Source organism: Mucilaginibacter hurinus (genome assembly GCF_003324525.1).
In the GTDB taxonomy this organism is placed as follows: domain Bacteria; phylum Bacteroidota; class Bacteroidia; order Sphingobacteriales; family Sphingobacteriaceae; genus Mucilaginibacter; species Mucilaginibacter hurinus.
Map to the genome: position 1 here is coordinate 207,353 of NZ_QGDC01000006.1, position 15,475 is coordinate 222,827.

15 protein-coding genes are annotated in these 15,475 nt (G+C 42.8%); 10 read left to right on the top strand and 5 right to left on the bottom strand.

Features of this window, described 5'->3' with window-relative positions; translation table 11 throughout:
* Nucleotides 1-2 precede the first annotated feature (2 nt).
* Genes DJ568_RS12365 through DJ568_RS12375 form a run of 3 tightly spaced genes read left to right on the top strand, consistent with a single transcriptional unit; the run spans nt 3 to nt 1,869 of the window.
* The gene (locus DJ568_RS12365; RefSeq protein WP_114005590.1) at nt 3-710 is read left to right on the top strand and encodes a 16S rRNA (uracil(1498)-N(3))-methyltransferase; all 708 of its coding nucleotides are present in this window, start codon (nt 3-5) and stop codon (nt 708-710) included.
* Nucleotides 710-1,372: a DUF4159 domain-containing protein gene (locus DJ568_RS12370; RefSeq protein ID WP_114005591.1), complete on the top strand. Its 663-nt coding sequence runs from the start codon at nt 710-712 to the stop codon at nt 1,370-1,372. The genes DJ568_RS12365 and DJ568_RS12370 overlap by 1 nt, the downstream gene beginning before the upstream one ends.
* Nucleotides 1,372-1,869, top strand: coding sequence for an acetyl-CoA carboxylase biotin carboxyl carrier protein subunit (locus tag DJ568_RS12375; protein ID WP_114005592.1), 498 nt, complete (start codon nt 1,372-1,374; stop codon nt 1,867-1,869). Before DJ568_RS12370 ends, DJ568_RS12375 begins: the two co-directional genes overlap by 1 nt.
* 67 nt (nt 1,870-1,936) lie before the next feature.
* Here DJ568_RS12375 and DJ568_RS12380 read toward each other — a convergent pair whose 3' ends face one another.
* The gene (locus DJ568_RS12380) at nt 1,937-3,559 is read right to left on the bottom strand and encodes an SUMF1/EgtB/PvdO family nonheme iron enzyme (RefSeq protein ID WP_114005593.1); all 1,623 of its coding nucleotides are present in this window, start codon (nt 3,557-3,559) and stop codon (nt 1,937-1,939) included.
* Nucleotides 3,560-3,769: 210 nt separating this feature from the next.
* On the opposite strand from DJ568_RS12380, the gene porV reads away from it, so the two are divergent.
* Nucleotides 3,770-4,918 carry a type IX secretion system outer membrane channel protein PorV gene (gene porV, locus DJ568_RS12385; RefSeq protein ID WP_114005594.1) on the top strand — a complete coding sequence of 383 codons (1,149 nt, stop codon included), beginning with the start codon at nt 3,770-3,772 and terminating at the stop codon, nt 4,916-4,918.
* A gap of 1 nt (nt 4,919) precedes the next feature.
* A complete protein-coding gene (gene ispF / locus DJ568_RS12390) occupies nt 4,920-5,402 on the top strand; it encodes a 2-C-methyl-D-erythritol 2,4-cyclodiphosphate synthase (protein WP_233496685.1) in 483 nt (160 codons plus the stop codon).
* Nucleotides 5,403-5,412: 10 nt separating this feature from the next.
* On the opposite strand, the gene DJ568_RS12395 is transcribed toward ispF, so the two are convergent.
* Nucleotides 5,413-6,150, bottom strand: coding sequence for a YjjG family noncanonical pyrimidine nucleotidase (locus DJ568_RS12395; RefSeq protein WP_114005595.1), 738 nt, complete (start codon nt 6,148-6,150; stop codon nt 5,413-5,415).
* Between the two features lie 229 nt (nt 6,151-6,379).
* On the opposite strand from DJ568_RS12395, the gene uvrB reads away from it, so the two are divergent.
* The 4 genes from uvrB (at nt 6,380) to DJ568_RS12415 (ending at nt 11,652) form a co-directional block, all read left to right on the top strand.
* Nucleotides 6,380-8,410, top strand: coding sequence for an excinuclease ABC subunit UvrB (gene uvrB / locus DJ568_RS12400; protein WP_114005596.1), 2,031 nt, complete (start codon nt 6,380-6,382; stop codon nt 8,408-8,410).
* 147 nt (nt 8,411-8,557) lie between these two features.
* Complete coding sequence (locus DJ568_RS12405) at nt 8,558-8,806, top strand: DUF4834 domain-containing protein (protein ID WP_114005597.1); 249 nt, start codon at nt 8,558-8,560, stop codon at nt 8,804-8,806.
* Entirely contained in the window at nt 8,803-9,099 is a 297-nt protein-coding gene (locus DJ568_RS12410) for a hypothetical protein (protein WP_114005598.1), read from the top strand. Before DJ568_RS12405 ends, DJ568_RS12410 begins: the two co-directional genes overlap by 4 nt.
* A gap of 75 nt (nt 9,100-9,174) precedes the next feature.
* Complete coding sequence (locus tag DJ568_RS12415) at nt 9,175-11,652, top strand: hypothetical protein (RefSeq protein WP_114005599.1); 2,478 nt, start codon at nt 9,175-9,177, stop codon at nt 11,650-11,652.
* 153 nt (nt 11,653-11,805) lie between these two features.
* Here DJ568_RS12415 and DJ568_RS12420 read toward each other — a convergent pair whose 3' ends face one another.
* Together DJ568_RS12420 and DJ568_RS12425 are read right to left on the bottom strand one after the other, a co-directional pair.
* Complete coding sequence (locus DJ568_RS12420) at nt 11,806-12,564, bottom strand: glycosyltransferase family 2 protein (RefSeq protein WP_114005600.1); 759 nt, start codon at nt 12,562-12,564, stop codon at nt 11,806-11,808.
* On the bottom strand, nt 12,557-13,813 hold the full coding sequence (locus DJ568_RS12425) for a glycosyltransferase family 4 protein (RefSeq protein WP_147238752.1): 1,257 nt from the start codon (nt 13,811-13,813) through the stop codon (nt 12,557-12,559). Before DJ568_RS12425 ends, DJ568_RS12420 begins: the two co-directional genes overlap by 8 nt.
* 120 nt (nt 13,814-13,933) lie before the next feature.
* Between DJ568_RS12425 and DJ568_RS12430 the strand changes: the two genes are divergently transcribed.
* A complete protein-coding gene (locus DJ568_RS12430; RefSeq protein ID WP_114005602.1) occupies nt 13,934-14,464 on the top strand; it encodes a serine acetyltransferase in 531 nt (176 codons plus the stop codon).
* A gap of 15 nt (nt 14,465-14,479) precedes the next feature.
* Here DJ568_RS12430 and DJ568_RS12435 read toward each other — a convergent pair whose 3' ends face one another.
* Complete coding sequence (locus DJ568_RS12435; RefSeq protein ID WP_114005603.1) at nt 14,480-15,400, bottom strand: glycosyltransferase; 921 nt, start codon at nt 15,398-15,400, stop codon at nt 14,480-14,482.
* Between the last annotated feature and the right edge of the window lie 75 nt (nt 15,401-15,475).

The window sequence follows — 15,475 nt, forward strand, 5'->3', positions numbered from 1 at the left end:
CTATGCACCTTTTTTATACGCCTGATATCGCTTCCGGGTCAGCCCACTATTTCCTGAACGAGGAGGAGAGTAAACATTGTATACGGGTGCTGAGGCTCACCGTTGGTGACAATGTCCAGCTGATTGACGGTAAGGGCGGCTTTTACGCTGCACGTATAAAAGATGCACATCCAAAGCGTACGATACTGGATATCATATCAGTTACGCAAGAGTATCAGAAACGTAACCATCACCTCCACATCGCCGTAGCACCCACTAAAAATATTGAGCGGCTTGAATGGTTTTTAGAAAAAGCTACCGAAATAGGTATCGATGAAGTATCGCTTATTATCTGCCATCGATCTGAACGTAAAGAAGCGAGGGTTGACAGGCTTAACCGTATAATTACGTCTGCAGTAAAGCAATCAATAAAGGCGTATCACCCGGTGCTCAATGAGGCGATACCCTACGATAAATTTTTAGCACGCAATTTTGACGGACAAAAATTTATAGCTCACTGTGCCGATGGTGAAAAAGCTGATATCAGTTCTGTATTACAGCCCGCCGGTAAATACTGCATTTTAATTGGCCCCGAGGGAGATTTTACTGAAACTGAAATTGCCGCTGCTTTGAGTTGTGACTTCAAACCCATAACTTTAGGAACAAGCCGGCTGCGTACAGAAACCGCTGCCCTGGAGGCTTGTTTTGAGGTGAATTTTTTAAATAGGTAATGCGACTGGGGATTTTATATATAAGCGCTTTTATAGTATTACTTATAAGCAGTAGCTTTACCGCACCAACTTATAAATTGGCGCGATTAAAGTACAATGGCGGGGGCGACTGGTATGCCGATCGTACAGCTTTGAAAAACCTGGTAAAGTTTTGCAATGAAAACCTGAAAACAAATTTCGCTCCTGAAGAGGAAGTTGTGGAGCCGGGGAGTCAGCAGATATTTAACTATCCTTTTGTTTTCATGACAGGGCATGGCAACGTAATATTTTCGGCACAGGAAGCGCTTAACCTGCGCAGGTATTTAACCGGCGGCGGCTTTTTGCATATTGATGATAACTACGGTTTAGATAAATTTATACGGCCGCAAATGAAAAATGTGTTCCCGGAACTTGAGTTTGTAGAATTGCCTCTTAACCATCCAATTTACAAGCAAAAGTACGGTTTTGCAAACGGCTTACCCAAAGTGCATGAACATGAGGGGAAGCGGGCGCAAGGGTTTGGTTTGATATACAAAGACCGGCTGGTATGTTTCTATTCATACGAGAGCGATCTTGGTAATGGCTGGGAGGATTATGGCACCTATGCCGGTGACTCCCAGGAAACACGTTTAAAAGCTCTGAAGATGGGTGCTAATTTAATTCAATATATATTTACGCGATAATGTACCAGGTTAAAATAAACAACACAACGGACTTAACCGTTGAAAAGGTTAACGATGATTTGCTTGTAAACGGTAATGTTATTAACGCTGATATTAAGCGACTCAATGAGTCAACCTACCATGTTATTAACAATAATCAATCGTACACTATTGAGGTTGTAAGTTTTGATAAAAGTGCTAAGACAGCGCAAATTAAAATAAACGGCAACACCTACAATTTTAGCGCTAAAGATCAGTTTGATATTTTGCTGGATAAACTTGGGCTTAGCGACCTTAATACTGTTAAGGTTAGTGAAATAAAGGCGCCAATGCCCGGGCTGGTGCTAAAGGTTTTTGTGGAAGAGGGCAGCGAGGTAAAAAAAGGGGACAACCTGTTTGTACTTGAAGCCATGAAGATGGAGAACATTATTAAATCTCCGGCCGATGTTACAGTAAAAAGCTTAAAAATAAAACCAGGAGATAAGGTAGAAAAAGGACAAATACTAATACAGTTTTAAAAGTGCGGTGTAAAAAAATGGCCTGGGAGTAAGTTACTACCAGGCCATTTTTTTTATAACTATAAAACTACCTCGTTTTAGATTTTTTTACTTTAATGTGCGGCTTACCCTGGGGATTAATCTCAGGTGCTCCAACAAGCGTCATAGCACAACGGAAACCAACCTCGGCGCTTGCATTGTCCTGGTCCATAAACCTGCGTGTAGCCGGGTTTAGCCAATAGGCCAAATCATTCCATGAACCGCCTTTATATACTTTCGATTTATTGTTTACCAGCGTTGTAGTGCCATAAAGTGAGGCGTCAACTGTGTCAGCGTAGTCCCTGTAATCATTAGTATAAGGTTTGCCGGCTATCAATGAAGGTATAGCTACTGCGGTACTATCGGCGGGTGTAACGGCCGGCGCAGTTGCACTAGCATCACCGGTTGTGCTGTTTTGTGCACCCTGTTGCTGCGCAATAAACTCGCTGTACTTCATTTTACGGTTTGATTTAGCAGGGTCTTTTATAGGCCGGCCATATTTATCTTTTGCTAATGTTCCTTTAGCAGGGTCGGCCATGCGCTTGTTGGTAAATTCGTTACCACGGAAAGGGTTAAAATCATCAAAGTCTTCAAAGGTCATTTGGCGGTAAGTATCGCCTACCCATTCATTAACGTTGCCGGCCATATTGTACAGGCCAAAGTCGTTAGGTGCATATGAGCGCACCGGGGCGGTAATATCAGCTTTATCGTTCAGGTAACCCGCAACACCTGCGTTGTCGCCCATACCGCGTTTAAAGTTAGCCAATATCAATCCGCGGGTTGATTTTTTGGGCGAGCGTACACCCAGCCCATTCCACGGATATACTTTACCGTCGTTTATGTTTTCAAACTCAGTGTTACCTACCAGTGCCAGGGCTGCATATTCCCATTCAGCCTCTGATGGTAACCGGTAGCCTTGCTTTAATATACCATCTTCCATGCGCACCGGCCTTACAGCCTTTTGGCCGTTGGCTGCCTGCGCATTAGGATTAAGGTCGGGCATCATCTTCTTGCCGTCGATGCCTTCGCCCCGTATTTGGTTGTTTGTATAAATGTCTGTGTTAAATGGCTCCTTACCCTGGCGCGCCGCATTATCTTTCCATGATGCCAGGTACCCTTTTTCACGTAAAATATTTTCATTCGTACGGTCGGTGCGCCATACGCAATATTCCTGTGCTTGTTCCCAGGTCACGCCCACAACCGGGTAGTCCTGAAATGCCGGATGCCGTAAATAATTGTCAACGTAAGGTTCATTTGCTGAAAGCGCCCTGCGCCAAACCAATGTATCGGGCGTAGCATTGTAGTATAATTCGCGGTCTTCGGGGAATGTTATATTTATCCAGTGCAGGTAATCCAGCCAGTCCTGGTTGGATACTTCTGTTTCATCCATATAAAATGAGGGTACGGTAACACGGCGCCTTACATTGTGATTTTCATAGGCAACATCTTGGTCGGCACTGCCGCCCATTACAAATGTACCGCCCTCTATCGCAATAAGGCCCGGACCCGGCGATGGATGCGTTTGTCTGAACCGCATATATCCGCCATTGTCCTTATTATTATAAACCATACCGGTTTTTTCCGAACGTTGAGAGCTTGATTTTGAACAACTGCTTATAACCGCACCGGCAGCAAACAGCACTATAGCAGCTTTTGAAAAGAATAATCTCATTTTTACCTCAATGAATGATCAGTAAATTTAGCAACTTCATCCTAAAAAACCCTAAAATAAAGCGTTTTGTTTAATAAAGGGTTAAACGTAATTTTTTATGCCGGGTTACAATTAATTTTGAGTGGTTTTTCGTTTTAGCAACTAATTTATTAAGCTTGCAGGACAAAATATATTTATATATTTGGCTTAATAAACTTATAAACCAAACCGATGAAGTTCCTGCCTGTCAAAATTATATTACTCTTAGCACTTATTCCACCTTACATAGCCACTGCCCAAAATATTGACGGAAGCTCTGTAAGAGCCATAAGTACTGAAGTGCCTTTTCTGAACATTTCGCCCGATTCACGTTCAGGCGCTATGGGCGAAGCGGGAGTTGCTTTATCACCGGATGTTAATGCTACCTATTGGAACCCCTCGAAACTTGCTTTTTTGGAAGAAAATAATGCTATTTCACTTTCATACAGCCCATGGCTGCGCAGGTTGGTGCCAGATGTGCACCTCGCGTACCTGAGCTTTGCCCATAAAATTGATGACCGTAACACTTTTGGCGCGTCATTAAGATACTTCAACCTCGGGGCCATTAGTCTGCGGGATGAGTTTAATTCGCCAAATGGCACTTACACCCCAAACGAGTTTGCTATTGACGGATCGTTTGCGCGTAAGTTTGGTGAAAACCTGTCCCTGGGCTTAACATTGCGGTACATTCATTCTAATTTGTCAAACGTGTCCTTCGCCACTTCCGGCGCGTCATCAGCCCGGGCCGGAAATGCCGTAGCTGCAGATGTATCCATGTTTTACCGGAACCCTACTCAGCAATTTGGCAAAGACGCCATGTTTGCCTTCGGCGTAAATATCTCAAACATAGGTACTAAAATTAGTTACAGCGACAACGGACCAAAGTATTTTTTGCCCACTAATTTAAAGGTAGGCGCTGCAAACACCTGGTATATTGACGGCACAAACAGCTTTACTGTAACGCTCGATCTGAATAAATTACTGGTACCTACCACCTTGGTTAACGATGATGGGTCAAGAGATTACGGTGAGGATATTTCCGTGCCAAGTGGTATTTTCAGATCATTTACTGACGCCCCCGGCGGATTTAAAGAAGAAATACAGGAAATTACCTGGTCGCCGGGTGTTGAGTACTGGTATGACCAGAAGTTTGCATTGCGCGCAGGTTATTTCTTTGACTCGGCGGCAAAGGGGGATCGCGAATATCTTTCATTGGGTGCGGGCTTTAAATACAGCGACTTTAAATTCGATTTTTCATATCTGGCAGCTAACCAGCAAAACAGCCCGTTTGCCAATATTGTTCGTTTCAGCTTGTCGGCTAACTTAGGTCCAAATAAATAAAGTGGGAAAAATACGTGTAGGATTTGGTTTTGATGTTCACCAGTTAAAGGAACAACATCCATTTGTTTTAGGTGGGGTATTGCTGGAGCACCACGCCGGCGCACATGGACACTCAGACGCCGATGTAATGCTGCATGCAATTTGCGATGCATTATTAGGAGCCGCCAATATGAGGGATATTGGTTTCCACTTTTCAAATAAAGATGAGCGCTGGAAAGGCATTAGCAGCCTGGTACTATTGCAGCATGTAGTAAAGCTTATCGCTGACAAAGGATGGACCATTGGGAACATTGACGCTATGGTATGCCTGGAGGCACCCAAAATAAATCCTCACATCCCCGCTATGCAAGCCCATATAGCTGAAGCGGCCGGTATCAGTACAGAAGATATTTCTATAAAAGCCACCACCAACGAGCAACTAGGTTTTATAGGCAGGGAAGAAGGCGTTGTAGCGTACGCAGTTTGCCTAATTGAGCGTACGTAGTGCTGTGTAATTACAGTATACGGGTTAACTCCTGCAAATGCTGTATTTGCGAAGTTACATCGTCGGGTTTTTCCGTGCCGTTCGGGTTAAAGTAAATAGCATCTATACCGCATGCCAGTGCGCCGCGCACGTCAGCTTCAATACTATCCCCAATCATCAGGCAATCGCACTCATTGCAGCCAGCCAGGTTTACAGCATGTTTAAAAATAGCGCGATCGGGTTTATTAAAACCAACCAGTTCAGAAATGATAACGTTTTTAAAGTACTGCGCTATACCAGTACCATGAATTTTTAACCCCGTTGCCTCCATAAAGCCGTTGGTAATCAGGTGCAGGGTGTATTTAGCATGTAGGTATTGCAGCGTTTCATGCGCATGTGGGAACAAGTGTGTTTTTGTAGGACATATCCGCACATAATCGTCCTCAAACGCTGGTGGTATAATGTCCGGAGATAGGCCAAGCTCTATAAAAGTTGTTTTAAACCTTGTCTCACGTAATACCTGCTTAGTTATTTTGCCCAGGTGATAGTCAGTCCATAAACGGTGATTATTGCGTGTGTAAGTTTCAATGAACAAATCCGGAGAATGTAATCCTATTTCTTTAAGCCGGTGAGTTTTATACAGTTCATGCAGTGTTTCTTCAGCGTTACGGTCAAAATCCCAGATAGTATGGTCAAGATCAAAAAAGATGTGTTTGTAATTTGTGGCCTTAAATGCCGGTTTTTCAGTCTCCAGGTTATCACTAATCATTGGTTGCAAATTTAATAAAAAGGTAAAACAGTAAACTGGGTGTAACGTTTTGGAGTTTGGTTGCTTTGCTAAAATTAAAGTGATAACCAAAAGCAATAACTAACTGCTGACATAGGGGTGTCAGTCCTGCTCACTTATTTTGTCCTAAACTATTTAAAAGTCATAATCGTTATTACTAATCTCTTATAGCCGGTTAACTAATCACTAATCAGTATTTTTGTATTTATCAATGGATTTTAAACTAACCTCGGATTATCAACCCACCGGCGATCAGCCTGAAGCTATCAGGCAACTGGTTGAAGGCGTTAACAACAGCGATCCTTTTCAAACCTTGCTGGGCGTAACGGGATCGGGTAAAACTTTTACGGTGGCCAACGTTATTGCGCAGACCCAAAAACCTACGCTGATATTGAGCCATAATAAAACACTCGCCGCGCAATTGTACGGTGAGTTTAAGCAGTTTTTTCCCGATAATGCGGTTAATTACTTCGTGTCATATTATGATTATTATCAGCCCGAAGCATTTATACCTACCACCAACACCTATATTGAAAAGGATCTGCAAATTAATGAAGAGATAGAGAAGTTGCGTTTGCGTACCACTTCCGCATTAATGTCCGGTCGGCGCGATGTTATTGTGGTCTCCTCAATTTCATGCATTTACGGTATGGGTAATCCTGACGATTTTGCTGACTCGGTATTTAAATTTGCCGTAGGTACACGCATTAGCCGTAACGCTTTTTTGCACCGGCTGGTTGAAATTTTGTATGCCCGAACAACGGCCGATTTTAAGCGGGGAACCTTTAGGGTAAAAGGCGACGTGGTAGATATTTTTCCACCTTATATGGATCACGCTTACCGGATATCTTTTTTCGGGGATGACATTGAGGAACTGAGTTCTTTTGATATATCAACAGGTAAAACGCTGGAGAAAATGACGCATATGGTAGTTTACCCGGCTAACTTGTATGTAGCTCCCCGCGAACGTTTTCAGCAATCTATATGGGCGATACAGGAAGAACTTGAAACCCGTAAAAAGCAATTTATTGATGACGGGCGTTTTCTGGAGGCCAAGCGACTGGAGGAAAGGGTAAATTACGACCTGGAGATGATACGTGAATTGGGTTACTGCTCGGGTATTGAAAATTATTCGCGCTTCTTTGACGGGCGCGTGCCGGGAGCAAGGCCATTTTGCCTGCTGGATTATTTCCCGAAGGATTACCTGATGGTTATTGATGAAAGCCATGTAACAGTGCCGCAAATACGCGCTATGTACGGCGGCGACCGTTCACGTAAGATATCGCTTGTTGATTATGGTTTCCGTTTACCGGCAGCACTGGACAATCGTCCATTAAACTTCCAGGAGTTTGAAAAACTTGCACCGCAAACCATTTATGTAAGTGCCACGCCCGGCGATTTTGAACTGGAGAAATCGGGCGGTGTTGTGGTGGAACAGGTTATTCGTCCAACCGGATTGCTTGATCCTTTAATTGATGTGCGCCCGGTGATAAACCAGGTAGATGACCTGTTGGAGGAAGTGGACCAAACTATAAAAATGGGCGACCGTGTTTTGGTGACAACGCTTACCAAGCGAATGGCTGAAGAACTTGCCAAATATATGGATAGACTGGGGATAAAATGCCGGTATATCCACTCGGAAGTGAAGACTTTGCAACGGGTAGAGATATTAAGGGGGCTGCGTTTAGGGGAATTTGATGTGCTGATAGGTATCAACCTGCTGCGCGAGGGTTTGGATTTGCCCGAGGTTTCGCTTGTTGCTATACTGGATGCTGATAAAGAAGGCTTCCTGCGCTCAGAACGCTCATTGATACAAACTATTGGCCGGGCTGCACGTAACGATAGGGGTAGGGTTATTATGTATGCTGATACAATAACTGAATCGATGCAGATCACTATGGACGAAACTAATCGCCGCCGTGAAAAGCAAATAGCTTATAATACCGAGCATGGTATTGTGCCACGCACAGTGGGTAAATCGCGAGAGGCCATTATTGAGCAAACTTCGGTAATTGACTTTAAAGGCGGCGTACAAAAAGCCTATGTTGAAAACGAGGTAGCTACCCTTGCGGCCGACCCGATAGTACAATACATGACCAAGGCTGATCTGAAAAAGTCAATAGACAATACAAAAAAGGATATGCTTGCCGCCGCTAAGGATATGGATTTTTTATCAGCCGCCAAGTTGCGCGACGAAATGTTTGCGTTGGAAAAAATGATGGCCGAGAAGTTTGGGGGGTAGCTATAGTATGATTATGATATTGTTGAAGGATTTAATGACCGTAAAATGATGTAACATCCGGAATAGGGTGGCGTCAAAACTGTAAATATCATAAGCCGGCATATTTGCCGTTATTACTTTATATTTGTATGTTTAGTATTATATCCTATGGCACTACTTAAATTTCTTTTTATAGCAATTGCTATACTATACATTATACGTATGCTGGCACGCCTGTTACTGCCGGTGCTTTTTCAAAACATGGTGAAAAAAGCACAGCAACAGCAAAATGCCGGTTACCAGCAGGCCAAAAGGTCTGAAGGATCTATTCGCGTTGATTATGCTCCCAAAACGAAACCCCAGGTACCTGATACCGAAGGTGACTTTGTTGAGTATGAAGAAATAAAAGAAAAATGATACCGGAAGAGTTATACAAGCGGCGCCGCCGCCATAACAATACCCCCGAGTCTACACTTCTTATTATCGCTAATTATATAGTGGCTGCTGTGGGCATTCAGCTATTTGCCATGTGCCAAAAAATAAACTGGTTTTTTTGGGTAGTGATAGGCTGTTTAGCTTTGTATAATTTTTTTACTATCCGTAAAAATCGCGAAGAATACGATAAAGTTCACATTTATGCGTATGTGGCCAGCCTGATGGGTTTAGTGCTTTTATTCATCTTGTTACGTTTAAGAGCAACACCCTGCTAATAAACTCTAAACTTTAATTCCTAATCCCGCCCAATTTTCTATTTTTGGAGTTAATATCCATTTTATTTTACTTAAATGAGTAACTGGTTTAAACGCAATAGCGTGCACTTTGCTGTAGTAGCATTTTTTGTAGCAATATCTTTCGCTTACTTTTTCACCCCGCTTATACAAGGCAAGGTTTTATCGCAGCATGACGTAATGCAGGCCCAGGGTACGCAGAAAGAAATTATGGACGTGCGTGAAAAAACCGGTAAAGCGCCGCTATGGACAAACAGTATTTTCGGTGGAATGCCTTCGTACCAGATATGGACCGAATACCCTTCAAACATAACTACATATGTAATCAAGGCCTTAAAGGTAGTATTTCCTAACCCGGTAGACACCGTGTTGTTATATCTTTTGGGCGCATACCTTTTGTTTTGTGTGCTTAAATTAAATCCCTGGCTTGCGGCAGCGGGCGCCGTGGCGTTCACCTTTTCATCATATAACTTTATATTGCTTGATGCCGGCCATGCTAACCAGGCCCTGGCTATAACTTTATTTGCCCCCATACTTGCCGGTATAATATTAACATTGCGCGGCAGGTTTGCGCTGGGCGCCGTTATCACAGCCTTCTTTTTAGCTCTTGAGATACGTTCAAATCACTTGCAGATGACCTACTATCTGCTGTTTGCGGTAATTATACTGGTAATAGTTGAATTGTATTATGCTATAAAAGCAAAACAAACAACGCCATTTTTTAAGGCCTTCGGGTACCTTGCTGCCGCTACGGTATTGGCGCTGGCAGTAAACGCAGGCAGCTTATGGACGACTTATGAATATGGTAAGGAGACTAACCGCGGACAATCAAACCTGACTAAGCACACCCGTGAGCCAAGCACCGGTCTTGATAAAGAATACGCTTTTAGCTGGAGCCAGGGTATAACCGAGTGTTTTACTTTTTTAATTCCCAATGCTTATGGCGGATCATCAGGCAGCGAGGCGCTGGGCAACAATTCAAACGTAGCTAAAGCTTTTATTGCCAAAGGCGTACCGCCCGAGCAAGCAGAAATGTTTGTTCATCAATCCGGTTATTTTTCTACATACTGGGGCGATAAAAGGTTTACCAGCGGTCCGTTTTATTTTGGGGCCGGCGTATGCTTTTTATTTGTGTTGGGGTTACTAATAGTTAAAAACCGCATTAAGTGGTGGCTGCTGGCAACAGTGATATTCACTATGCTGTTATCGTTTGGCAGGCATTTCTCTCCGCTGTCAGACTTTTTCTTTAACTACGTACCGTTGTATAACAAGTTTCGCGCGGTTGAATCAATATTGGCGGTAGCCAGCTTGTGTTTTCCAATACTGGCATTTTTGGCCGTGAAGGAGGTAATAGAAGCAACAGATAAAACCGAGTTGTTTAAAAAATTAAAGCTGGCCTTATATATTACGGGCGGTATCACTTTAATTTTCATCATAGCGCCCGACCTGATACTTAACTTTAAATCTCCCCAGCACCAGGACATTATAACTGGGCTTTCGCAGGCGCTGCAAGGCGATACCAGCTTTGCGAATAGCATTGCGCAGGGACTTGTGCTTGACCGTATAGACCTGGCCCGCCACGATGCTATCAGGTCATTAATATTCATCGTGATAGTTTTTGGCCTTATCTGGGCGTTCATCAATAAGAAGGTAAATGTTACTGTAGCGTCCTTATTATTTTTGGCTGTAACGCTTGTGGACTTATGGAGTGTAGATAAACGTTATTTAAACGACTCTAAATTTATCGTTAAAGAGGATTATAAGCAGCCTGTAAAGCCGCGGCAGATAGACGAGTTTATATTACGAGATACCGACCCGCATTTCAGGGTACTTGATTTAAGCGGCGGTAATCCGTTTCAGAGCGCTGAGGCGTCGTTTTTTTATAAAAGCGTTGGTGGTTACCACGCAGCTAAGTTGAAGCGGTTTGACGAATTGATAGATATGCAATTTAGTAAAAGCATAAACCAGGATGTGCTGGACATGCTGAACACTAAATACATTATTACCCGTAATGATAAAAATGAAGAGGCCAGTATGCAGCGCAACCAAACCGCCTGTGGAAACGCCTGGTTTGTTAAAAGTGTAAAGTTTGCTAAGGACGCTGATGAAGAGATGCAGGCCATAAGCAGTTTTGATCCTAAAAATGAGGCGATAGTAGATCAGCGTTATAAAAGCTTTATAACCGAAAAGGGTGTAGCACCTGATCCTAATGCGACTATTAAGCTTGTAAGTTACGCACCTGAACACCTGGTATATGAAAGTGGTTCAACTGCGTCGCAAATAGCCGTGTTTTCAGAAATATATTATGATAAAGGTTGGAAGATGCTGATTGACGGTGAAGAAAAACCTTACTTCAGAGCCGACTATCTTTTACGTGCCGCCCAGATACCTGTGGGCAATCATAAAATTGAGTTTATATTCCATCCAACATCTTATCATGTAGGTGAAAATATTTCATTAGCGGGTTCGATATTATTGGTGCTAGCCATCGGGGGCGTGGCGTTTATGGAAAATAAAAAGAAAAATAAAGCCTAAAAAAATAGCGAAGGTTTGGACAGACGCCTTCGCTTTTTTATTTTGTACTTCACGTCATTACAAAAGTAATGATCGTGTTTTCAATGGGTATGCTTGCTAAGAGATCGCTTAGTTTCTACAAATGATAACCAAGAGTCGGCAACAATACGAACGTCAATCATTCGTTTTCCTATTCAATAACCAATACCAGCTTAAGTTAAATGCTATTACTACGTGGTTTAGCACCGTTGGTAATAAACCATAATGCCTTTTCATGATATTAAACCGCTCAATCAAACTTTGCCGGTGCTTCTTTTTAGACATGCCGCCAACAAGATATTTGGCCACGTAACGGTTTACATTTACAATTTTTTTTGCCTTTTTAGCGGCCTGCAATATCCAATCAATGTCGGCGCTCAATTGATACCGCATATCATACGGTTGCAGTAGTTCCCTCTTGATATAAATGGCCTGATGGCTTACACTCATGCCGTATTTAAAACTTCGCCATGTAAAGTTCTTTGGCGCCTTGTGCCTTCGGCGTCCCAGGCTTTCACCTTTATCATTTATCATTTCAGTTTCGCCATAGTAAATATCAGCTCCTGGCGAGGCTGCAAATACCGTTTCCACCGTATCGGGCGCAAAAAATTCATCTCCCGAATTCATAAATATCACATAATCGCCGGTAGCCATGGCAAGGCCTTTATTCATTGCGTCATAAATACCCTTATCCTTCTCGCTTATAAGCCGGTTTATGCTGTGATTATACTTTCCTATTAACGCCAGTGTACCATCTGTAGATGCTCCATCAACAACAATATATTCAATGGCAGGGTATGACTGGCCGGTTACTGACAGTAAGGTACGTTCAATATCCCGTACATTATTATACACAACAGTTATTACGGTTAATATAGGCTTAAAATCAGGCATTAGTTGTGATGGATTGATATAGATCTATATATCTTTTGGCCACTATTTCATTGGTGAAGTTAGCTAACACTTTATTGCGCGCCTCAATTGACATGTTTACCGCATCGCCCGAAAATAACATTTGATGAAGTCCCTTTGCAAGATCTTCGGAAGACTTATGGAGGGCGAGGTACCCATTTTTCATATGATCAACCAGATCAGGGATACCGCCTGTGTTAAACGCTACTACAGGTGTTGCGCATGACATAGCCTCCATTACCATATTGGGCAGATTATCCTCTATGGCCGGTGATATAAAAACATCAGCTAAGCTATATATCTCAGCCAACTCGTTTTCTGATGTGATGATGTTTAGCTCGTGCACCTTGAAAGGAAGTGTACTTACATCAAAATGCTTGTTCTTCCCGAATATTACTACCTCAATACTTGCGCCGGGGTTATAATCATTTTTTAACTTGTTGAGCGCTGATACCAAATAACTAATACCTTTCCTCCGGTCGTTTATATTGGCTGCGCCAAATAAGATTACTTTACTATCTACGCCAATGCCTCTTTTTTTTCGAATAGCCGCCTTGTTGCCGGGAGCGAATATATGAGTATTGATCGGGTTGGGTATTGTTATGATATTGCATCCCTTAAGTAGCGAACTTTTGCGTGCCATATCCGCCAGCCAGTTACTGCAGGTTACTACGGTTATATTTTTAGCTGCAAATAACGATGTCTTGCGGAGCCACCCGGCGTGTGAAAGATCATCGGGTTGAGGGTTACGCAACATCCAGCAGTCACCGCATTGGTTGATAAAATGATTGCACCCACCTGAGTAATGGCAGCCGCCCGTAAATGCCCACATATCATGCAGTGTCCAAACCATGGGTTTATTCAACGCAAATAGGTTTTTGAGGTTGTTGATAGACTGGAAGCCTGAGTTAGTCCAATGCAAATGCAAAACGTCAGCATCAGCTATTTCTGAGTCTGCGGAAATATTGTTACCGGCATTGGCTGGTGAAAAGGCAAAACGCACCGACTTATTTTTTTCGTAAAAAAAGATAAAAGGCAATCTTTCGCGCAAAAAATTGATCCTACCCGTCCATTTACCGGTTACGTTGCGGACGTTAGGCTCCGTTGTTTTTTTCTCCTGTACCACCATGGCTGCATCTACCTGTTTTGCAACGAGTGCTTTAAGCAGGCGCATACAAGCTGCGGGTGCCCCGCCGCCGGCATCGGTAGTATTAATGAGGGTTACTTTCATTTTGTTATAAGGCACAATAATACTTATAACTAAAATAAAAGCGGTAACATAGTATCTGCCCTGTACGATTATTCTGCCGAAAATTTTACTTTTGATAAAACTACGCCACAAAACGCATCCATGAACCCTATTGCTTACTTATTTCAGGATTGGAAGGCCAACCGGAAAAATATAAAGGGGCAATTGGTGCTTTTTATGTTCAGGTTAGTGTCGCTCATTAATCGTTCGATGATAGCCAAGGTAATATTTTTTCCGTACCTGGTTTTTTACCGTTTTTTTGTGGAGTGGGGCCTGGGCATTGAGTTGCCCCGGAAGCTTAAAGCAGGGAAAGGGTTGATCATCTACCACGGACAGGCGCTGGTAGTTAACCAGAGTGTAGTTTTGGGCGATAATTGCGTGTTGCGCAACTCAGTTACCATTGGCCATAAAAAGCTTGCAGATGGCACGCTTTCTGCGTGCCCGCGCATTGGCAGTAATGTGGATATTGGAGCCAACGCATGTATTATTGGTGATGTAACGATAGGCAATAACGTAATAATAGGAGCAGGGGCAGTCGTAGTAAAGGATATTCCGGAAAATAGTATAGCCGTTGGCAACCCGGCACGGGTTCTTGAAAGAACGCAGGAGATCCGTGTTACAAAAGAAGTTTAGCGCGCGTTACTGCGGTCACTTCTGCTTTTGCAGATACTTTACCCGGAGTTGTTTTACCAAACGCAACCCCCTTTGCAGTAAAGTCCCTTTACGGTTCTTGAGGAAGTTTTTTATAGCCAGGTGCGCCTGTCTATTCTCAGTAATATCAGCGGGGAACTGTGTTACCGGTTGCCTGCTTATCTGTACGCTATACATATCTTCGATATTGGAGTGTGTGCCTGTACCATCATGACCAATATTGTGAACCAGCGATTTTGAGGGATGAAGCGATAATCCACCTTTTAAAAATACAGAAGCATACCAACGAATGGCCCACGAGTTATTTTTTCCGGCTTTAAACTCTTTTACCTGTTTCCAGAAATTCATGGTGCCCTCAATAGTAAAACGATGTTTTTTTTCATCGTCTATCTGTTGTATAATTTTATCAATATCCGCCTCAAAGTGTTTCCATGCCCTTGCCCATGTTGCCCAGCCCCAGCTGGTAATAATAGGATAAAAAAAAGTTTGGGGCAGGGATTTATCCTTCAGGTCGAACATATAAGCACCTATATGCATAACTTTATCTTCGGTTGCATAGCGGGTTAGGGCTTCGTTAAAATATTGCAGGGTATATTCTGACGAAAGCATATCATCTTCAAATACAATTACTTTTCCGTAGTCTTTTACCAGTTGCGTTACACCGTCTATTATTGACATGGCTAACCCAAGGTTATGCTTGCGTTCAATCACTTTAACTGACTTAAAACCGGTAATCTCAGTAATCAAATGCCTTACCTCTTCCACTTTAGCCCTGTCGGTTTCCTTTTTAGCGGCGTCCGAAAAAATAAACAGCCTTGATTCATCAGCCAGTAAATTTTTCTTGAGGTAGGTAAGTGTGCGGCGTGTATGTTCAGGCCGGTTATATACAAAAAGAGCTATAGGGGCAAGGTTTTGCATAGTTGAATATAATCACAGGTAACAATCACAAAAATAAACGTGTTTGCTAACTTTTAATTGTAGTAACATTAATAG

Bases quoted from the DNA above. Each gene is read 5' to 3' on its own strand.
- DJ568_RS12365 (WP_114005590.1), top strand. From the start codon at position 3: ATGCACCTTTTTTATACGCCTGATATCGCTTCCGGGTCAGCCCACTAT.
- DJ568_RS12370 (WP_114005591.1), top strand. From the start codon at position 710: ATGCGACTGGGGATTTTATATATAAGCGCTTTTATAGTATTACTTATA.
- DJ568_RS12375 (WP_114005592.1), top strand. From the start codon at position 1,372: ATGTACCAGGTTAAAATAAACAACACAACGGACTTAACCGTTGAAAAG.
- DJ568_RS12380 (WP_114005593.1), bottom strand. From the start codon at position 3,559: ATGAGATTATTCTTTTCAAAAGCTGCTATAGTGCTGTTTGCTGCCGGT.
- porV (WP_114005594.1), top strand. From the start codon at position 3,770: ATGAAGTTCCTGCCTGTCAAAATTATATTACTCTTAGCACTTATTCCA.
- DJ568_RS12395 (WP_114005595.1), bottom strand. From the start codon at position 6,150: ATGATTAGTGATAACCTGGAGACTGAAAAACCGGCATTTAAGGCCACA.
- uvrB (WP_114005596.1), top strand. From the start codon at position 6,380: ATGGATTTTAAACTAACCTCGGATTATCAACCCACCGGCGATCAGCCT.
- DJ568_RS12405 (WP_114005597.1), top strand. From the start codon at position 8,558: ATGGCACTACTTAAATTTCTTTTTATAGCAATTGCTATACTATACATT.
- DJ568_RS12410 (WP_114005598.1), top strand. From the start codon at position 8,803: ATGATACCGGAAGAGTTATACAAGCGGCGCCGCCGCCATAACAATACC.
- DJ568_RS12415 (WP_114005599.1), top strand. From the start codon at position 9,175: ATGAGTAACTGGTTTAAACGCAATAGCGTGCACTTTGCTGTAGTAGCA.
- DJ568_RS12420 (WP_114005600.1), bottom strand. From the start codon at position 12,564: ATGCCTGATTTTAAGCCTATATTAACCGTAATAACTGTTGTGTATAAT.
- DJ568_RS12425 (WP_147238752.1), bottom strand. From the start codon at position 13,813: ATGAAAGTAACCCTCATTAATACTACCGATGCCGGCGGCGGGGCACCC.
- DJ568_RS12430 (WP_114005602.1), top strand. From the start codon at position 13,934: ATGAACCCTATTGCTTACTTATTTCAGGATTGGAAGGCCAACCGGAAA.
- DJ568_RS12435 (WP_114005603.1), bottom strand. From the start codon at position 15,400: ATGCAAAACCTTGCCCCTATAGCTCTTTTTGTATATAACCGGCCTGAA.